General features: G+C 69.4%; 13 protein-coding genes. 8 read left to right on the top strand and 5 right to left on the bottom strand.

From position 1 onward, the window contains the following. Positions 1–60: 60 nt before the first annotated feature. Together HWX14_RS07705 and HWX14_RS07700 are read right to left on the bottom strand one after the other, a co-directional pair. On the bottom strand, positions 61–888 hold the full coding sequence (locus HWX14_RS07705) for a carbon-nitrogen hydrolase family protein (protein WP_175882187.1): 828 nt from the start codon (positions 886–888) through the stop codon (positions 61–63). A 60-nt stretch (positions 889–948) separates the two neighbouring features. After that, entirely contained in the window at positions 949–5,148 is a 4,200-nt protein-coding gene (locus HWX14_RS07700; RefSeq protein ID WP_175882186.1) for a YhdP family protein, read from the bottom strand. A 215-nt stretch (positions 5,149–5,363) separates the two neighbouring features. On the opposite strand from HWX14_RS07700, the gene glnE reads away from it, so the two are divergent. Both glnE and HWX14_RS07690 read left to right on the top strand, forming a co-directional pair. Continuing rightward, positions 5,364–8,153, top strand: coding sequence for a bifunctional [glutamate--ammonia ligase]-adenylyl-L-tyrosine phosphorylase/[glutamate--ammonia-ligase] adenylyltransferase (gene glnE / locus HWX14_RS07695; protein ID WP_175882185.1), 2,790 nt, complete (start codon positions 5,364–5,366; stop codon positions 8,151–8,153). Between the two features lie 166 nt (positions 8,154–8,319). Then, a complete protein-coding gene (locus tag HWX14_RS07690; RefSeq protein WP_244130174.1) occupies positions 8,320–10,563 on the top strand; it encodes a carbohydrate-binding protein in 2,244 nt (747 codons plus the stop codon). Between the two features lie 157 nt (positions 10,564–10,720). Here HWX14_RS07690 and recN read toward each other — a convergent pair whose 3' ends face one another. Together recN and HWX14_RS07680 are read right to left on the bottom strand one after the other, a co-directional pair. After that, entirely contained in the window at positions 10,721–12,370 is a 1,650-nt protein-coding gene (gene recN, locus HWX14_RS07685) for a DNA repair protein RecN (protein WP_175882183.1), read from the bottom strand. 19 nt (positions 12,371–12,389) lie between these two features. After that, positions 12,390–13,292, bottom strand: a complete 903-nt coding sequence (locus HWX14_RS07680) for an NAD kinase (RefSeq protein ID WP_175882182.1) — start codon at positions 13,290–13,292, stop codon at positions 12,390–12,392. Positions 13,293–13,423: 131 nt separating this feature from the next. Between HWX14_RS07680 and hrcA the strand changes: the two genes are divergently transcribed. The 3 genes from hrcA (at position 13,424) to HWX14_RS07665 (ending at position 16,161) form a co-directional block, all read left to right on the top strand. After that, positions 13,424–14,446, top strand: a complete 1,023-nt coding sequence (gene hrcA, locus HWX14_RS07675) for a heat-inducible transcriptional repressor HrcA (RefSeq protein ID WP_011544637.1) — start codon at positions 13,424–13,426, stop codon at positions 14,444–14,446. Between the two features lie 140 nt (positions 14,447–14,586). After that, entirely contained in the window at positions 14,587–15,651 is a 1,065-nt protein-coding gene (gene hemH, locus HWX14_RS07670; RefSeq protein WP_175882181.1) for a ferrochelatase, read from the top strand. Between the two features lie 102 nt (positions 15,652–15,753). Continuing rightward, positions 15,754–16,161 (top strand): RNA-binding S4 domain-containing protein, encoded by a 408-nt coding sequence (locus HWX14_RS07665; protein ID WP_175882180.1) that lies wholly within the window; start codon positions 15,754–15,756, stop codon positions 16,159–16,161. On the opposite strand, the gene HWX14_RS07660 is transcribed toward HWX14_RS07665, so the two are convergent. Then, complete coding sequence (locus HWX14_RS07660) at positions 16,133–16,294, bottom strand: hypothetical protein (protein WP_006476841.1); 162 nt, start codon at positions 16,292–16,294, stop codon at positions 16,133–16,135. The two genes, HWX14_RS07665 and HWX14_RS07660, sit on opposite strands and share 29 nt — an antisense overlap. A 352-nt stretch (positions 16,295–16,646) precedes the next feature. On the opposite strand from HWX14_RS07660, the gene grpE reads away from it, so the two are divergent. The 3 genes from grpE to dnaK all read left to right on the top strand — a co-directional run bounded on the left by grpE (position 16,647) and on the right by dnaK (position 19,756). Further along, the gene (gene grpE, locus HWX14_RS07655) at positions 16,647–17,192 is read left to right on the top strand and encodes a nucleotide exchange factor GrpE (protein WP_175882179.1); all 546 of its coding nucleotides are present in this window, start codon (positions 16,647–16,649) and stop codon (positions 17,190–17,192) included. 10 nt (positions 17,193–17,202) lie between these two features. Beyond that, positions 17,203–17,655: a thioredoxin family protein gene (locus HWX14_RS07650; protein ID WP_175882178.1), complete on the top strand. Its 453-nt coding sequence runs from the start codon at positions 17,203–17,205 to the stop codon at positions 17,653–17,655. A gap of 148 nt (positions 17,656–17,803) precedes the next feature. Further along, positions 17,804–19,756 (top strand): molecular chaperone DnaK, encoded by a 1,953-nt coding sequence (gene dnaK / locus HWX14_RS07645; RefSeq protein WP_175882177.1) that lies wholly within the window; start codon positions 17,804–17,806, stop codon positions 19,754–19,756. The last annotated feature ends 16 nt before the right edge of the window (positions 19,757–19,772 follow it).

Here is a 19,772-nt window from a genome sequence, read left to right as displayed (position 1 = left end):
TTGTCGGGTGCTGCCGGGCAGATGGGTGGGCCGCGCGGCGTTTCAAGCGGTGCGGCGAATTCAGCTCAGCACGCGGTGCCGCCACGCGGGCAGGCTCTGGCGTACGTCGGCGATGCGTTGCGGATCGAGCGTGCCGAGCACGACGCTCGCGCCCTCGTCGCGCACCGCGACGATCTCGCCCCACGGGTCGATCAGCATGCTGTGGCCCCACGTGCGCCGGCCGTTCTCGTGCTTGCCGCCCTGCGCGGCCGCGAGCACGTAGCACTGGTTTTCGACGGCCCGCGCGCGCAGCAGCATTTCCCAGTGCGCGCGGCCCGTCGTATACGTAAACGCCGACGGCACGACCATCAGCGCGCAGTCGCCCATGCGGCGATACAGCTCGGGAAAGCGGAGATCGTAACAGACCGACAGGCCGACCTGCCCGAACGGCGCGTCGAACGCGACGACCGTGTCGCCCGCGCGGATCGTGCGCGCCTCGTCGAACGATTCGTCGCCTTTCTCGAAGTTGAACAGGTGGATCTTGTCGTAGCGGGCAGCCTCGTTGCCCGACGGATCGAACACGAGCGTCGTGTTCAGCACGCGATCGGGTTCCGGCGCCTTCAGCGGCAGCGTGCCGCCGATCACCCAGATGCCGTGGCGGCGCGCGGCGTCGGCGAGGAACTGCTGGATCGGGCCGTCCCGGTACGGTTCGGCGAGCGCGAGCTTGTCGGTGTCGCGGTGGCCCATGAAGCAGAAATACTCGGGCAGCAGCACGAGCTGCGCGCCTTCGCCGGCGGCTTCCGCGATCAGGCGGCGCGCTTCGGCGAGATTGCGGGCGACGTCCGGCGTGCTCACCATCTGCAGCGCGGCGACCGGGAAGGGCGTGGCGGAACGGGCGTGGTCGGTCATCGCGGAATCGGTTGCGTCATAAATGGGGTGCGGCCCGGCGCGCCGCGGTTCGATGCGCGTTCAATGGCTCGATGCATCGGCCGGACCGTGATTCATCTTACCCTGATCGCTCCGCACCCGCTCGATGTGCGGGTGCGCCCACGAGCCGGTGATCGCGTAGTCGAGCGCGAACGCGCGCGACAGCGTCTCCGACAGCGCGTAGTTTGCGGCCAGCACGCCGACGCCGAGCAGCGGGTTGATGATCGCGGCCGCGATCGCCGCGGTGCCGGCGCCGATCTTCGGCGCGACGTGCGCGTGCAGGTCCTGCGTCTCGGTGCCGAGATCGACCGCGCCGCGCACCGTCACGTTCGCGGGCGCCGTCGTCATCGAGAAGTCGTCGGTGCGCGCGATCCCGTTCGAAATCCGGCCGGTACCGGTGATCTTGTCGAACGGCAGCCCCTTGCCGACCACGTCGCGGAAGTTCAGCGTCAGGAAGCGCGCGAGGCTCTGCAGGCTCAGCACGCCGAGCAGTTTGGCCGCGCCCGGATCGACCTTCAGGATCTGTCCGTGTTCGAGGTCGATCGCGACCTGGCCGCCGAGCGACGGGAAGTCGAGCGCGGTCGGGCCGCCGCGCCAGCCGACCTTGCCGGTGACCGAGCCGTGACCGTTCGCGAGCGTGCGCGGCAGGCCGACGCGGTCGAGCAGCGCGCCCGCGTTGTCGATGTCGAGCTTGAAGTCGAACACGGTGCGGCGCGGCGCGTCGGTTTCGTCGGCGCCGCGGGCGAGCGCGCGGCGCGACGTGCGCCAGTTGCCGGTCGCCGTGAGCTTCGCGTCCGGGTTCGACAGCTCCAGCTTGTCGAGCTGCCACACGGGCGTGCCGTCTTCGTCGATGTTGCGCGCGTTGACGACGAGCCGGCCGATGTCGTGATCGCGCGCGACGACCTGGTCGACGATCAGGTCGATCGACGGCATCGGGCGGTCGGTCGGCGTCGGCAGGTTCATCGCGCGGCCGACGAGGTCGTGCTGCGCACTCTGCGGCACGACGAGCTTCGCGAGCCGCGCGTTCAGCACGCCCGCGCCGTTGTGGCCGCCGCCCGGCGCCCACGACAGGTAGCCCGACACCTGGTTCGACGCGATGTTCGCCTGCCAGAGGTCGTCGACGTGCGACGCGCCGACGATCACGTTCTCCCAGTTGCGCTTGAGCAGCTTCAGCGTGCCGAAATGGAACGCGAAGCGCTTCGGCGCGAAGCTCGCGAAATCGACGCGCGGCGCGGCGGGCGGCGCCGGTGCGCGCGGCGTGTCGGGCTTCAGCGTATGGGCGAGGGCGAGCCACGCGTCGGCGTCCAGTTCGTCGACGTCGACGGCCGCGCTCACGCCGTCCTGCGGCATGTCGGGCATCCGGTGGATGCCCATCGCGCCGCGCACCGCGCGCAGCGGCTGGCCGGGCGTCGCGTCGAGCAGGTAGGTCGCGGTCACCGGGCCGAGCGTCAGGTCGGCGTGTTCGAGGCGCTTGCCGTCCGTCTGCGGCGCCGGCTGCAGCGTGAAGCGGAACGGCATCGGCGTGCCGGCCGGTTTCGCGAACGGCGCCGGGAAGTTCAGCGCGACGCCCGTCAGGTCGGATTGCGCGCTGACGTCGGGCAGGCGGCCCGGCGCGCCGCGCACCGCGACCTTGTACGGCGCGTCGCCGACCACGTGTTCGAGCAGCGCGGCGGCCGCGCCGTGCAGGTTCAGGCCGCGCGCGGCGTCGAGCGCGAGCCGGCCGTCGACGTCCACCGCGTACGGGCCGTGCGACCGGAAGCTGCCGTTCGCGCGCACCGGGCCGCCGAGGAAGCGCCCCGCCAGGTCGTGCAGCGATGCGCCGGCCTCGGTGAAGCGGACGCTGCCGCGCAGCGCCGACAGCGGCGGCACGCCGCTCGTCGACAGCGTGTTGCCGCCGAACGCGAGCGCGCCCTCGATGTGCGTGTGCGGATGGGCGACGTGCTGCGGAATCGTGATCTTGAGCCCGAGCGACGCGGGCCCCTGCGCGTCGATCCGCTGGCCGATATGGTTGCTCATCGTGCCGAGCGAGCTGTTGTCCGCGTAGTCGATCAGGTCGGCGAGCGGGCCCTGCGCATGGCCGTCGATGATCAGCGGCGAGTGCGACGGATTGCCGAGATCGTCGATGCGGCCCGCGACCTTCGTCAGCGCGACGCGCTTGTAGTGCGCGCGGTGGATGTCGAAACGCAGCTTGTTCTGCGCGAGCTCGAACACGCCGTCGATCCCGTCGAGCGCCGGCCAGACGCTCGGCGTGCCGTTCGCGAGCTTGCGCGGCGGATACGGCGTCGGCTCGAAGCGGCCGCCGGTGAACGGCGCGACGATGTGGAACACGCCGGCGTCCGGCTCGTGTTCGAACGGGAATTTCTCGAGCGGGCCGCGCGCGACGATCGACGCGCCCTTGCTCACGTTGCCGTCCTGCAGCGCGTGGCCGAGATAGTCGCGCAGGTGCTCGGACATCCCGGTCGGCAGGTAGCGCGGAATGCGCGCGACCGACGCGCGCGCGAAATCGGCGCGCAGGTCGAGCGAGCCGCGGCCGTGGCCGGGGTTCGTGTACGAGCCCGACACCGCGATTTCGGCATCGGGGTTCGACACGAGCAGGTCGGGCAGCGACACGTCGACGCGCGCATGCTTGTCGCCGGGCGCGGGCGTGATCGTCCATTTGGCGTTGCCGCGCAGCCGGTCGAACGTCAGGCGCGGCTCGTCGAATTCGCCGGGCACGGTGACGGCCGCGTGGACCGTGTCGATATGCGCGGCGCCGCCCGTCTCGTTCGCATCGACGCGGCCCCACAGGTTCTCGACGCCCGGCCAGCCGGCGCGCGGGTGGCCGCGCGGCGAGAGCCCGGGCGGCGGCTCCTGCGCGGCGAAGCTGATGCCTTGCAGATCGCCGAGGAAGCGGTAGCGGACGATCGGCGCGGCGCCCATGCGCCGCTCCTCGTCGGCGAGATCGGCGTGCGCGGGTTTCGCGCGCTCGACCTCGATGTGATAGTTCGACACCATCCCGCGCGGGTCGATCTTGATCAGCTCGTTGCGCAGGCGCGCCGGCAGCGGCAGCCCGCGGATGAATTCGCTGAGGATGCCGAGATCGACGCGGTCGCCGACCACGCTGAGCAGTTGCCCCTGGTTCGCGGTCGGCACGCGGTAGCGCGCGGTCAGCCTCGACAGCGCGAGCGAGCGGGCGAGCGGCGTGCCGTCCGGCAGCGGCGGCTGGCCGAGCTCCGCATTGAAGCGGGTCAGGTGCAGCGTGTAGTCGTGGCCCGCATCGAGCACCATGTCCCAGCCGAAGCCGACCGTCGGCACGTCGAGCCGCGGCTGCGTCGGCCGCACGCGCAGCGCGACGTCGGCGCCTTGCAGGTCGCCGCCCGCCGAGCGCAGGTGGCCGTCGCCGAAGGTCGCCCAGATCGCGTTGTCGATCCGGCCCGCGTGGATCGTGAGCGGCACGTCGAGATAGCGCGTGAGCGTCTGCAGGTCGACGGGGCCGGTCGACAGGTACGCGTCGCCGGTCCAGTTCGCCGGCTTGCCGATCGGTGCGAGCGGCTTGTGCTTGAAGCGGGCGCGGAAATCGAGCGGGCCGAGCAGCAGCGTGCCGTTCGCGGGCGCCTGCAACGCCGCCTTGTGCACGCGGCCGTCGTTGAGCACCGCGAGCCGGATACCGGACAGCACGAGCTCCGGGGCGTCGTGCTGCGCGTCGCGCCAGCGCAGCGTGCCGCCGCGCAGCACGATCGCCTCCTGGTTCAGCAGCCAGGTGCCGAACGTGTCGTTGCCGCCGTGGGTGGTGGCCACGCCGACGCCCGCGATGCTCAGCGAGCCGTCGGCCGCCCGCGCGACGACGAGGTCGGGCTCGTCGACGATCAGGCTCGACAGCGCGGGCGACAGCCGCAGCAGCGACATCCACGACAGCGCGGCCGTCGCGTGCGGCACCGACAGCGCGACCTTGCCGTCACGGCCGCGGATCGTCAGGTTCGTGAGTTCGACGCCCGGCTGCATGCCGGACCAGTTCGGGGAAAGCTTGCCGATCGAAAGCTGCGCGTGGAGCTTGTCGGACACCGCGCGCTCGATGCGCGGGCGGAATTCGTCGATGCGGGGCAGTACCACGTAGCGCAGCCCGAGGAAGGTGCCGGCCGCGACGAAGTAGGTGCCGATCCCGACTGCCAGCGTCACCCTGAACACGCGACGCAGGACCGGATGATCGTGCTTCGGAGGTCCCGCTTCGGGCGCAGCTACGGCGGATTCCTGACGGTCGGACATGCGGCGGACGGGCGGCGATATGGTAGTTTTGCAGACTGACGTTGAAATGTATCACACGGGTTCGTGTCGGCGGCCGTTGGGGCCGTATGGCACGGGCTTTCCGGCGCGCGGTGTCGCGACGGGCGCACGCGCGTCCGGCGAGGCCGCGCCGAGTCCATGGGGCCGGTCGGCAGCGGCGCGCTGCCCGCCGGCCTTTTCGCCAGGCCCGCTTCTCGATGACCGACGCTTCCGCCCTGATCAGCACGTCTTATTCCCGATACCTTGCCCGCGCGGCTGCCGCGCGGCCCGCGCTGGCCGAGCAGGTCGCCGCGTGGGCGGCCGCGCCGCTCGGCCGCGCGCAGCTCGACGCGCGCCTCACCGAGCTGCTCGCGACGCCGGCCGGCACGGCCGCGCCGGGCGACGAGCAACTGAAGCGCGCGCTGCGGCAGTTGCGCATCGAGGCGTTCGGCGCGGTCGCGGAGCGCGACCTGCGCGGGCTGGCGGACGTCGCCGAAGTGACGGGCGCAATGACCGATCTCGCCGAAGTGGCCGTGCAGCGCTCGCTCGCGCTGCTGTCGGCCGAACTCGAGGCGCAGTACGGCGAGCCGCGCGGCGCCGACGGCCAGCGCGTCGTGCTCGGCGTGGTCGGGATGGGCAAGCTCGGCGGCCGCGAGCTGAACGTGTCGTCGGACATCGATCTGATCTTCGTCTACGAGGACGACGGCGAAACCACCGGCGGCACGCGTTCGCCGCTGTCCACCCAGGAATACTTCACGCGGCTCGGCCGGCGCCTGATCGGCGTGCTGTCCGAGGTTACGGCCGACGGCTACGTGTTTCGCGTCGACATGCGGCTGCGCCCGAACGGCGATTCGGGGCCGCTCGTCTGCAGCATCGGCATGCTCGAGGAATATTTCTACGTGCAGGGGCGCGAGTGGGAGCGCTATGCGTGGATCAAGGGGCGGCTCGTGTCGGAAGGCGACAGCGACGCGGCGCAGCGGCTCGCGGCGCAGCTCGAATCGATCGTCAAGCCGTTCGTCTACCGCCGCTATCTGGATTTCGGCGTGATCGGCGCGATCCGTTCGCTGCACCAGCAGATCCGGCACGAAGCCGCGCGGCGCGCGTCGATGCGGCCCGACAAGGCCGACGACATCAAGCTCGGGCGCGGCGGGATCCGCGAGATCGAGTTCAGCGCGCAGGTGTTCCAGCTGATCCGCGGCGGCCAGGATGCGGGATTCCGCGTGCGGCCGACGCTCGCGGTGCTGCGGCATGCGCAGGCACGCGGGCTGATCGGCGACGACGTGCGCGCGCGCCTGACCGATGCCTATAACTTCCTGCGCACGCTCGAGCACCGGCTGCAGTACCGCAACGACGCGCAGACGCACGCGATGCCGGTCGAGCCCGACGAGCGCGCGGCGCTGGCCGCGTCGCTCGGTTTTGCCGACTACGCGGCGCTGATGACGGTGCTGGACGGCCACCGCACGTTCGTCGAAGCGCAGTTCGACCAGATTTTTGCCGACAAGGCGAACGGCGGGCCCTGCGCGGCCGGCGACGACACGGCGGCCGCGTGGATCTGGAGCGGCGCGCTGGCCGACGACGGCGAGGACGACGCGCTGGTCGCGCGCCTCGACGGGCTGGGTTTCGCCGATCCGGCCGCCGTGCTCGCGCGGCTGCGCGCGATCTGGCAATCGTCGCGCTACGCCGGGCTGCCGGAAAAGAGCCGGCAGCGCTTCGACAGCGTCGCGCAGCGCGCGCTCGACGCCGCGCCGAAGATCGACGCCGCGCGCCGCGACGACACGATCGTGCGCCTGTTCGACCTGCTGGAGACGGTCAGCCGGCGCGGTGTCTATCTCGCGCTGCTGACCGAATATCCGGCCGCGCTCGACCGCGTGCTGTCGGTGCTCGGCGCGACGCGCTGGGGCGGCGGCTACCTGATCCGCCATCCGCAGTTGCTCGACGAGCTGCTCGACGACGAGGCGATCGCGAGCCCGTTCGACTGGCCCGCGTTCAAGGATGCGCTGCGCGCGCGGCTCGCGGCGGCCGACGGCCCCGAGCAGCAGATGGACCTGCTGCGTCATGCGCAGCACGCGGAGGTGTTCCGGATCCTGCTGATCGACCTGGCCGGGCAACTGTCGGTCGAGCACGTGAGCGACCGGCTGTCCGAGCTGGCCGACGCGGTGCTCGACGTGACGATCGAGGTCGTCTGGTCGCAGCTCGCGAAGCGCCACCGCGACGTGCCGAAGTTCGCGGTGATCGCGTACGGCAAGCTGGGCGGCAAGGAGCTCGGCTACGCGTCGGATCTCGACCTGATCTTCCTGTACGACGACCCGGACGAGCGCTCGGCGGACGTCTACACGACGTTCACCCGGCGCCTGATCACGTGGCTCACGACCGCGACCGGCGCGGGCGCGCTGTTCGACATCGACCTGCGGCTGCGGCCGAACGGCGAGGCCGGGCTGCTCGTCACCGATCTCGACGCGTTCCGCCGCTACCAGCTGCGCGAGGGCGATGCGGCGAACACCGCGTGGGTGTGGGAGCACCAGGCGCTGACGCGCGCCCGCTACAGCGCGGGCGACGCGCAGATCGGCGCGGATTTCGAGGCGATCCGCCAGCAGGTGCTGACGACGCCGCGCGACGGGGCGGTGCTCGCGAAGGAGATCGTCGACATGCGCGGCAAGGTATTTGCCGGCCATCCGAACCACACCGACCTGTTCGACCTGAAGCACGATCGCGGCGGGATGGTCGACATCGAGTTCATCGTCCAGTACTGGGTGCTGCTGCATGCGTCGAGCGACGCCGAGCTGATCCGCAATACCGGCAACATCGCGCTGCTGCGCGAGGTCGCGCGCTTCGGACTGATGGGCGAGGACGAGGCCGAGCGCGTCGGCGCGGCGTACCGCAAGTACCGCAAGCTGCAGCACAAGCTGCGGCTCGACGGGATGGAGAAGGCGCGCGTCGATCCGGCGGTGGTGGCCGGCGAGCGCGCGGCCGTGACGGCGCTGTGGGAACGCGTGTTCGGCGGCGCGTGAAGGTCGTGTAGACGGGCGGTCGGCACGGCGCCGGCTGCCGTGCGGGGCGGCCGGTCCGGCCGTGTTGAGAATCGTTTGAGATTGTTTGAGCGGCAGCGCCCGGATCGAAAGAATGCGGGCTTTCCGTTCAACCGGCGCCGCGCGCCCTCAACGAGCCCGTACCATCTTGAAACCGTTTCGCCTTGCCTTTGCCACGACGGCGCTGTCCGCGGCTGCCGCCGGACTGTTCTCCGCTTCCGCCCATGCCGCCGAGCCGGCTTCCACGACCCTCACGAACCTGTCGCGCGGCGACGGCCAGTGCCTCGCATGGCGGCCGGCCGACAACGCGGCGGTGTTCGCCGCGTGCGACGGCGGCGCTGCGCAGGACTGGACCTTCGAGCCGCGCGACGGTTTCCAGCGCATCGTCAACACCGGCGCGAGCGCCGCGCGCGGCACGAAGATGTGCCTGCACGCGGCCGCCGGCGATACCGGCATGGGGCGCGTGGCGGTCGGCGTCTGCAGCGAGGGCGACCAGACGATGCGCGACTGGCGGCCGGACCGTGGGCTGGACGGGCAAGCGGTGTTCGGTAACCGGTACCGGGTCAATACCGGCCGGACGGCCGAGGTGCTGGCCCCGCGCGACGGCGGCGCCGGCGTCGCGACGCAGAACCTGCGCGGCCAGCCGTCGTCGATCTGGAAGTCGGCCGTGTCGATCGCGCCGTCGCAGCGTCCGCTGCTCGGCGACAAGTCCGTGCTGCTGATGGTGACGCACTTCAACGACTCGAAGCCGGCCGACAGCGAGGTCGTGCGCAAGGCGGTGTTCGGCGACGGCGACGACCATGCGTCGCTGCGGCGCTATCTCGAGGTTGCGTCGCGCGGCAAGCTGACGCTGCACGGGCAAACGCTCGACAGCGTCAACCTCGGCGAGCGGCCCGCCACGTGCGATTCGGGCGCGATCCGCGCGGCCGCTCGCAACGCGGCGCTCGCGCGCGGCGTGAATCCGGACAAGTTCAACTACCTGTTCGTCGACCTGCCGAGAATGAGCAGTTGCAACTGGGGCGGCCTCGCCGCGACGCCGGGCAACTGGATCCTGTCGAACGCGAGCGGCCACGGCTACTGGATGTGGTCGCACGAATTCGGGCACAACCTCGGCGCCAAGCATCCGGGCTCGCTGGTCGATTGCCCGACGCCGGGCGGCACGGTCGAGGTCGGCGGCGCATGCCGCGCCGGCAAGATCGACGACCCGGCCGACACGATGGGCGGCGGCGGCCGGCGCCTGTATCCGGCGAGCTATCAGCTGTTCGCCGGCTGGCTCGGCGCGGCCGACGTGCCGGAGATCCACGCGGACGGCACCTACCGGCTCGCGCCGTTGTGGGGCGACGCGCCGGGTGCGAAGGCGTACCGCATCGCGCGCGCCGACGGGTCGACGCTGTGGCTCGAGTTTCGTCAGCCGCAGCGCGGCTTCGACGACTGGAAGTCGGACGATCCGTTCGTCAACGGCGTGATCGTGCGGACCGTCGCGCATGGCGGCAACGTCGTGACGAACACGCTGGTCGATGCGATGCCCGGCAGCCCGGCGGGAATGAAGGACGCGCCGCTGATGCCGGGCCACGCGTTGCACGACACGCTGTCGGGCAAGATCATCACCGTCCAGTCGGTCGGGCCCGACGGCGCGGTGGTCGACGTGACGAACGACGGCCTGCTGCTGCCGCGGGCGGTGGTGACCGGCCCGCAGCACGCGGCCGCGGGCGCGGCGGTCGTGCTGTCGGGCGCCGCGTCGGCCGGCGAGTCGTTGCGCCATGCGTGGACGGTGCCGGCCGGCATCGACGCACGACCGGACGGCGCGGAACTGCGCTTCGTCGCGCCGACGCTCGAACAGGACCGCGACTTCGCGTTCGAGCTGACCGTGAGTAATAAAAACGGCTATACGGCGCGGGCCACCCACGTCGTCAAGGTGAAGGCGCAGGAGATCGTCGCGCCGCCGCGCGCGGCGATCAGCGGGCCGGCGTCGGTCGACGGCGGCGCGACCGTCACGCTGTCCGGCGCGTCGTCGACGGGCAAGGGGCTCACGTATGCGTGGACGGGGCCGGCCGGGGTGTCGATCGTCCAGAACGGCGCGAGCGCGACGTTTATCGCGCCGAAGGCGCACGACGAGCGTCGCTATGCGTTCAGGCTGATGGTGACCGACGTACAGGGCCGCCACGCGAACGCGGCGCACGACGTGACCGTGCGCGCGTCGGCGGGCGAGGGCGCGGCCGCGTGGGATCCGAAGAAGACTTACGCGACGCCGTGCCACGAGGTCAGCCATGCGGGCAAGACCTGGCTCAACGGCTGGTGGGTGCTCGGCGATGTGCCCGGGACGGGCGGCGAGTGGGCGGCATGGCGCGAGAAGGGTGTCGCGAACATGCATGCGATGTGCAAGAGCAAGTAAGTGCGGCTGCGGCCGCGGTGCGGGTAGCCGTGACGGTGGAAGCCGCGGGGTTTGCTGTGATACGCCGCCCTGCGCCGCCTGCCGCGACAACGGGCAGCAGCGTGCCTTCGCGCGGACGCCGCTCACCGCTTCGGCGGGCGGCACGCTTGCGAGCCGGTCAGGCCGCCAGCATTTCCTTTGCGTGCTTGCGCGTGGTGGCCGTGATCTCGAGCCCGCCGAGCATCCGCGCGACTTCCTCGACGCGGCTCGCCTTGTCGAGCGGGACGACCGACGACACGGTGCCGCCGCGCTCGTCGGCGCCTTTCGCCACCTGGAAATGATGGTCGCCGCGAGCGGCGACCTGCGGCAGGTGCGTCACGCACAACACCTGGCGCTCGCGCCCGAGCTGGTGCAGCAGGCGGCCGACCACTTCGGCGACGCCGCCGCCGATCCCCGTATCGACTTCGTCGAAGATCAGCGTCGGCGTCGGGCTCGCCGCGCTGGCGATCACCGCGAGCGCGAGACTGATCCGCGCGAGTTCGCCACCCGACGCGACTTTCGCGAGCGGTCGCAACGGCACGCCCGGGTGCCCGGCCACGCGGAATTCGACCTGTTCGAGCCCGTGCGGGCCGCCGTCGGCGAGCGGCACGAGCGCGACTTCGAAGCTGCCGCCCGCCATCGACAGTTCCTGCATGCCGGCCGTGACGGCCGTGCCGAGCGCCTTGGCGGCCTGCGCGCGCGCCTTCGACAGGCGTTTGGCGTCGGCGAGATAGGCTTCCCGCACCTTTGCCTGCGCGGCTTCGAGCGCGCCGAGATCGGCGGCCGCGTCGAGCGCGGCGAGTTGCGCGCGGCGCGCCGCATGCTCCTCATGAAGCGTGTCGGGCGGCAGCCGGAACTTGCGGGCGGTCGAGTGCAGCGCGTCGAGGCGCGTTTCGACCTGCGCGAGCCGCTCCGGGTCGAGATCGACGCGCTGCGCATAGTGCGACAGCGAATAGACGGCTTCCTGCAACTGGATCTCGGCCGGCTCCAGCGACGCGAGCGCGTCGCCGAGCGCGGTGTCGTAGTCGGCCAGGCTGCGCAGCTTCGACACGATCGCGCCGAGCTGCGCGAGCATCGCGTCGTCGGACTCGGACAGCGCGTTGAGCGCGCCGCGCACGCCTTCGATCAGGTTCGCCGAATGCGACAGGCGCTTGTGTTCGTTGCTGACTTCGTCCCATTCGCCGGCTTGCGGCGCAAGCTTGTCGAGCTCGGCGAGCTGCCACGCGAGCTTTTCGCGTTCGAGCTGCAGTTCGCGCTCGTGCGCCTTCGCGGCGTCGATCGCCTGCGTCGCGTCGCGCCACACGCGCCACGCGCGCGCGACGTTCGCGGCATCGGCGACGAGCCCCGCGTGCGTGTCGAACAGCTCGCGCTGCGCGTCGGGCCGCATCAGCAGCTGGTGCGCGTGCTGGCCGTGGATGTCGACGAGCATCTCGCCGAGTTCGCGCAGTTGCGCGAGCGTCGCGCTGGTGCCGTTGATGAATGCACGCGAACGGCCGTTCGCGTCGATCACGCGGCGCAGCATCACGGTGTCCTCGGCGTCGAACGCGTGTTCGTCGAGCCAGCGCGCGACGCGGTCGTGCGGCGTGAATTCGGCCGTGATGTCGGCGCGGCCGCAGCCGGTGCGCACGACGCTCGCGTCGGCGCGTTCGCCGAGCGCGAGGGCCAGCGCGTCGATCAGGATCGATTTGCCGGCGCCGGTTTCGCCGGAAAAGACGGAAAAGCCGCTGTCGAATTCGAGATCGAGCGCGGCGACGATGACGAAGTCGCGGATCGAGAGGTGGCGGAGCATGGTGTCGGGCGGAGCGGCGTCAGGACGCCTTGTCGTCTTCGTTCGATGCGTGTTCGTTCCAGTGCAGCTTCTTGCGCAGCGTCGTGTAGTAGCTGTAGCCGATCGGGTGCAGGAACGGCACCGTGTGCTTCGAGCGGCGCACCTCGATCGTATCGTTCAGTTCGAGCGACGTGAACGACTGCATGTCGAAGTTCACGTTGACGTCGCGGCCGCCGACGATCTGGATCGCGATCTTCGAATCGTCGGGCAGCACGATCGGCCGGTTCGACAGCGCGTGCGGCGCGATCGGCACGAGCACGATGCCCGCGAGCTGCGGATGAAGGATCGGGCCGGCCGACGACAGCGCGTAGGCGGTCGAGCCGGTGGGCGTCGCGACGATCAGGCCGTCCGAGCGCTGGTTGTACATGTAGCGGCCGTCGACCGACGCGCGCAGCTCGACCATCCCGGAGAAGCCGCTGCGGTTCACGACGACGTCGTTGAACGCGAGCGCGTGGTAGATCGGTTCGCCGTCGCGCATGATCCGCGCCTCGAGCAGCGAGCGCTCCTCGCGCTCGAACTTGCCGGCCAGCAGCACGGGCACGAGCGCATGCATGTCGGATGCCGCGATGTCGGTGATGAAGCCGAGCCGCCCGTGGTTGATGCCGATCAGCGGTGTCCGGTAGGGCGCAAGCTGGCGGCCGATGCCGAGCATCGTGCCGTCGCCGCCGAGCACGATCGCCACGTCTGCTCGCGCCCCAATTTCTGCCGGGGTGAGCGCCGGGTAGCCGGCGATGCCGATTTCCCGCGCGGTATCGGCTTCGAAGACGACCTCGAAGCCGAGCGTGGCGATGCTGTCCGCCAGCGTGGCGAGCGGTTCGGCGATGCCGGGCGTGTTGCTCCGGCCGACGAGCGCGACAGTACTGAACTGATTACCGGTTTTCATGCCGGCATTACACCATAGCTCGTTGACGAAAAGAACCGGGTGAACGCCGACGGGGCCGGATCGGGCCGGCCCGCGCAATGGTGGCCGACGCCACTCGCCGTGCTCGCGCGGTTGCGCTAAAATTTTCCACCATGCTAGATCCTCGCGCACGAACCCTCCTGAAAACCCTGATCGAACGGTATATCGCCGACGGTCAGCCGGTCGGCTCGCGCACGTTGTCCCGTTACTCCGGGCTCGAGCTGAGCCCGGCGACGATCCGCAACGTGATGTCCGACCTGGAGGAGCTCGGCCTCGTGTCGAGCCCGCACACGTCGGCCGGCCGCGTGCCGACGCCGCGCGGCTACCGGCTGTTCGTCGATACGATGCTGACGGTCGAGGCCCCGATCGACGCCGAGGCCGTCGCCCGCCAGGTGCAGAACACGCTGCAGGCCGGCGAGCCGCAGCAGCGGGTGGTGGCGGCCGCCGCGAGCGTGCTGTCGAACCTGTCGCAGTTCGCGGGCGTCGTGCTGACGCCGCGCCGCAGCCACGTGTTCAAGCAGATCGAGTTCATGCGCCTGTCCGACAAGCGCATCCTGCTGATCATCGTCACGCCCGAGGGCGACGTGCAGAACCGGATGCTCGCGACGCCGCGCGACTATTCGCCGTCGCAGCTGACCGAGGCGTCCAACTACATCAATGCGCATTTCGCCGGCCTGTCGTTCGACGAGGTGCGCCGCCGCCTGCGCGACGAGATCGACCAGCTGCGCGGCGACATGACGACGCTGATGCACGCGGCCGTGACGGCCAGCACCGAGGTGCCCGACACCGAGGACACCGTGCTGATTTCCGGCGAGCGCAACCTGCTCGAAGTGGCGGACCTTTCTTCCGACATGGCGCGGCTGCGCAAGCTGTTCGACGTATTCGACCAAAAGACGGGCCTCCTGCAGTTGCTCGACGTGTCGAGCCACGCCCAGGGCGTGCAGATCTTCATCGGCGGCGAATCGACGCTCGTGCCGATCGAGGAAATGAGCGTCGTCACCGCGCCGTACGAGGTGAACGGGCAGATCGTCGGCACGCTCGGCGTGATCGGCCCGACCCGCATGGCGTACAACCGCGTGATCCCGATCGTCGACATCACCGCGCGCCTGCTGTCGCTCACGCTGAGCCAGCAGTAATCGCGGCACCGACGCCGTCCCGCCATCGTGCCGCGGCGTCGTGCGCGCGGCCAGTCGGCCGAATGGCCAGCCGACCCGATCGAGACGGCCCGCTATAATTGAGGGCCGTCCGGTCCCGTGCCTCGAGCACGTTCTTGCCCATGCGTTTCGATCTTGAGCCGCCTTCGAGCGTCGCGGCCGCCCATCGCATCGGTGTGCTGCTGATCAATCTCGGCACGCCCGACGCGCCCACGCCGCGTGCGGTGCGGCGTTACCTGGCCGAATTCCTGTCGGATCCGCGGGTCGTCGAAATCCCGCAGGCCGTCTGGCAGGTGCTGCTGCGCACGCTGATCCTGCCGCTGCGCGGCCGCGCGTCCGCGAAGAAATACGCGGCCGTCTGGATGCCCGAGGGCTCGCCGCTGCGCGTGTACACCGAGCGCCAGACCGACAGCGTGCGGCACCTGCTCGTGTCGAACGGCTATCACGTGACGGTCGATTACGCGATGCGCTACGGCAGCCCGAACATCGCGCACGCGCTCGCGCAGTTCAAGCGGGCGGGCGTCGAGCGCGTGCTGCTGATGCCGATGTATCCGCAATATTCGGCGTCGACCACGGCCACCGCGTTCGATGCCGCATTCGACGCGTTCGCGCGCATGCGCAATCAGCCGGAAGTGCGCACGGTGCGGCACTACGCCGACCATCCGGCCTATATCCACGCGCTGGCCGAACAGGTGCGCCAGTACTGGGCGCAGCACGGCCGGCCCGATTTCGCGGCCGGCGACAAGCTGGTGCTGAGTTTCCACGGCGTGCCGAAGCGCACGCTCGACCTCGGCGATCCCTATCACGACCAGTGCCAGCAGACGGGCGCGTTGCTGATGGCCGCGCTCGGGCTGTCGGGCACCGAGTGCCGCGTCACGTTCCAGTCGCGCTTCGGCAAGGCCGAATGGCTGCAGCCGTACACCGCGCCGACGCTGCGCGAGTTCGGCGAGGCCGGCGTGCGGCGGGCCGACGTGTTCTGTCCCGGCTTCACGGCCGATTGCCTGGAGACGATCGAGGAAATCGGCATGGAAGTGCGCGACGAATTCCTCGCCGGCGGCGGCAAGACCTTCCACCGGATTCCGTGCCTGAACGGCGCGTCCGCATGGATCGGCGCGCTCGGCGAGATCGTCGCGGAGAATCTGCAAGGCTGGCCCGTCAAGGCCGCGCAGCCCGAAACGGTAAGCTGAGATGAAACGATCCCCACGTTCGCTTTGTTCGCTCGGGGAGGACGAAGTCCTCCAAGCGAACGCCGATCCCTACGTGTACCCGGCAGCCTGCCGGAGGCTGACATGAACTACAAGATTTCCACGGAGCCGGGCGCGAAGCTGCGCATCGACAAATGGCTGTGGGCGGCCCGGTTCTTCAAGACGCGCTCGCTCGCGACCGATGCGGTCGACAAGGGACACGTGAAGATCGGCGGCGCGGCGGTCAAGCCGTCGAAGGACGTGCGGGTGGGCGACGATGTGGAGATTGCGATCGACGGCATCGTCTGGCACATTGCCGTGCTCGGCGTGTGCGACGTGCGCGGGCCCGCGAGCGTCGCGCAGACGCTCTACGCGGAAACGGAAGCGGGGCGGGCCGCGCGGCTCGCCGAACTGGAGCGGCGCCGCACGTATCGCGAGCCGGCGGCCGAACTGCACGGCCGGCCGACGAAGCGCGACCGGCGCATCATCGACAGATTTTCTGGTGGGAGCTGAACATCTGGTCGAACGTCGCCCGCGCGCTTCCGTATTCGGTCGTGCGGTCGGTGACGGCTCCCGACAGGCAGATGGTGGTGGTGCCGGCAATGAGTACCAGCGCGACCACCGATATCGCAAAGGTCAGTTTCACGGTACTCCCCTCGAGAACAAGGGTGAAAACGGCGCCAGGTGGATGTCAGGCGACGGTCAGCTAAGGGTAAACGCGCTTTCCGACGCTTGAGTGGAGTGTAGTGCAGCCGGGCTGTGCGCAGCTAGTACTTGCCGGGTAAGCGTTGTTACAGGCCGTTTCGCCCGATCCGGCAGACTATGCGACCGCTGCACCGGAAAATGCGCGGTTGTTTCGCGGCATTGGCGAATGCCGGCGAATGACCCTCTTGAAATCGTAGTTTTCGCCCTTATTTGCACCAGTAATGTGCGGTGTCGCCGGGTATACGTCCGGCGGTTGCCGATTTGGCTTCAACCTCTAATCGACTTTCAGCGACATGGAAAACACGCAAGAGAACCCGACTACCCCATCGGCCGAAGACATCGGCAGCGAGAACCAGGCGGCGCAAGGCGCCGCACCCGCTGCCGAAGCCGCCGACGCGGCGCTCGCGGAGGCTCAAGCCAAGGTCGCCGAGCTTCAGGAAAGCTTCCTGCGGGCGAAGGCCGAGACCGAGAACGTGCGCCGCCGTGCGCAGGACGACGTGTCGAAGGCGCACAAGTTCGCGATCGAGAGCTTCGCGGAACACCTGCTGCCGGTGCTGGACAGCCTGGAAGCGGCCGTCAGCGATACCTCCGGCGACATCGCGAAGGTGCGCGAAGGCGTCGAGCTGACGCTGCGCCAGCTGACGAGCGCGCTCGAGAAGGGCCGCGTCGTCGCGATCAACCCGGTGGGCGAGAAGTTCGATCCGCACCAGCACCAGGCCATTTCGATGGTGCCGGCCGAGCAGGAGCCGAACACCGTCGTCGCGGTGCTGCAAAAGGGCTATATGATCGCCGACCGCGTGCTGCGCCCGGCGCTCGTCACCGTCGCCCAGCCGAAGTAGGGCCGCGGAGATGATGCCCGCCGGCGTCGATCCGGCCGCGTTCGACGCGTTCGACATGCAGGCGCTCGACGCCGGCACGTTCGACGCGGCCATCGACGGCGCGGGCGATGCGCTGGCCGTGGTGTTCTTCTGGGGCGTCGACTGCTTCAACTGCGAGATCGCGAAGAAGGCGATGCTCGCCCAGCCTGACGCGATCCGCGCGCTGGACCTGAAGTGGTTCCATTGCAACGTGTACGAACACCATCAGCTGGGGCGCCGCTTCGGGCTGCACGGCGTGCCGACGTGGTTCTTCTTCCATCGCGGCAAGCGGCTGGGCCGCGCGACCGGCTGGCACGGCCTCGCGCAGTTCCAGGCAGCCGTCGCGGCGGCACGCGCGAAGATTGGCGCGGCGGCCGATGCCGCGGCGGCCGGTGCGCCGTCCGGCGAGGGCGGCCCGCACGATCCGCTAGCCGGCGGCGATTGAAAAAATTTAATATCCGCATCGCTCGTCGGGTCTTGAAAACGGATCGGACGGACGCATTTCGGGAACAGAGTTGAATTCTGGCGTGCGAAACCGCCCAAAAACGCGGGGTTTCGTGCAGCAAACAAGCATTTCTGGAGATTAGGAAAAAATGGGAAAGATCATCGGTATTGACCTCGGCACCACGAACTCGTGCGTCGCCATCATGGAAGGCAACCAGGTCAAGGTCATCGAGAACTCGGAAGGCACGCGCACCACGCCGTCGATCATCGCGTACATGGACGACAACGAAGTGCTCGTCGGCGCGCCGGCCAAGCGCCAGTCGGTGACCAACCCGAAGAACACGCTGTTCGCGGTGAAGCGCCTGATCGGCCGCCGCTTCGAAGAGAAGGAAGTCCAGAAGGACATCGGCCTGATGCCGTATTCGATCATCAAGGCCGACAACGGCGATGCGTGGGTCGAAGCGCACGGCGAAAAGCTCGCGCCGCCGCAGGTGTCGGCTGAAGTGCTGCGCAAGATGAAGAAGACGGCCGAAGACTACCTCGGCGAGCCGGTCACGGAAGCCGTGATCACGGTGCCGGCGTACTTCAACGACAGCCAGCGCCAAGCGACCAAGGACGCCGGCCGCATCGCGGGCCTCGAAGTCAAGCGGATCATCAACGAGCCGACGGCAGCCGCGCTCGCGTTCGGTCTCGACAAGGTCGAGAAGGGCGACCGCAAGATCGCCGTGTACGACCTCGGCGGCGGCACGTTCGACGTGTCGATCATCGAGATCGCGGACGTCGACGGCGAAATGCAGTTCGAAGTGCTGTCGACCAACGGCGACACGTTCCTCGGCGGCGAAGACTTCGACCAGCGCATCATCGATTACATCATCGGCGAGTTCAAGAAGGAGCAGGGCGTCGACCTGTCGAAGGACGTGCTCGCGCTGCAGCGCCTGAAGGAAGCCGCTGAAAAGGCGAAGATCGAGCTGTCGTCGGGCCAGCAGACCGAAATCAACCTGCCGTACATCACGGCGGACGCGTCGGGCCCGAAGCACTTGAACCTGAAGATCACCCGCGCGAAGCTGGAAGCGCTGGTGGAAGACCTCGTCGAGCGCACGATCGAACCGTGCCGCATCGCGATCAAGGACGCAGGCGTCAAGGTGTCGGATATCGACGACGTGATCCTGGTCGGCGGCCAGACGCGCATGCCGAAGGTCATGGAGAAGGTGAAGGAGTTCTTCGGCAAGGATCCGCGCCGTGACGTGAACCCGGACGAAGCCGTCGCGGTGGGCGCGGCGATCCAGGGCCAGGTGCTGTCGGGCGACCGCAAGGACGTGCTGCTGCTCGACGTGACCCCGCTGTCGCTCGGTATCGAGACGCTCGGCGGCGTGATGACGAAGATGATCAACAAGAACACGACGATCCCGACGAAGCACGCTCAGGTGTACTCGACGGCCGACGACAACCAGGGCGCCGTGACGATCAAGGTGTTCCAGGGCGAACGCGAAATGGCAGCGGGCAACAAGCTGCTCGGCGAGTTCAACCTCGAAGGCATCCCGCCGGCACCGCGCGGCGTGCCGCAGATCGAAGTGACCTTCGACATCGACGCGAACGGCATCCTGCACGTCGGCGCGAAGGACAAGGCGACCGGCAAGGAAAACAAGATCACGATCAAGGCGAACTCGGGCCTGTCCGAAGCTGAAATCGACCAGATGATCAAGGACGCGGAAGCGAACGCAGCGGAAGACCACAAGCTGCGCGAGTTGGCCGATTCGCGCAACCAGGGCGACGCGCTGGTCCACAGCACGAAGAAGGCGCTGACCGAGTACGGCGACAAGCTGGACGCGGGCGAGAAGGAAGCGATCGAAGCGTCGCTGAAGTCGCTCGAAGAAGTGCTGAAGGACTCGTCGGCCGACAAGGCGGCGATCGACGCGAAGGTCGAGGAGCTCGGCAAGGTCTCGCAGAAGCTCGGCGAGAAGATGTACGCCGACATGCAGGCCCAGCAGGCGGGTGCGGCCGGCGCGGCTGGTGCGGCGGAAGGCGCGGCCCATGCGGGTAGTGCGCAGCAGGCTGCCGACGACGTCGTCGACGCCGAGTTCAAGGAAGTGAAGAAGGACTAAGCCGGGTTGCAACGGC

Origin of the sequence: Burkholderia sp. BCC0044, assembly GCF_902832955.1 — a bacterium.
Taxonomy (GTDB): domain Bacteria; phylum Pseudomonadota; class Gammaproteobacteria; order Burkholderiales; family Burkholderiaceae; genus Burkholderia.
This window is presented reverse-complemented; position numbering and strand designations above follow the sequence as displayed.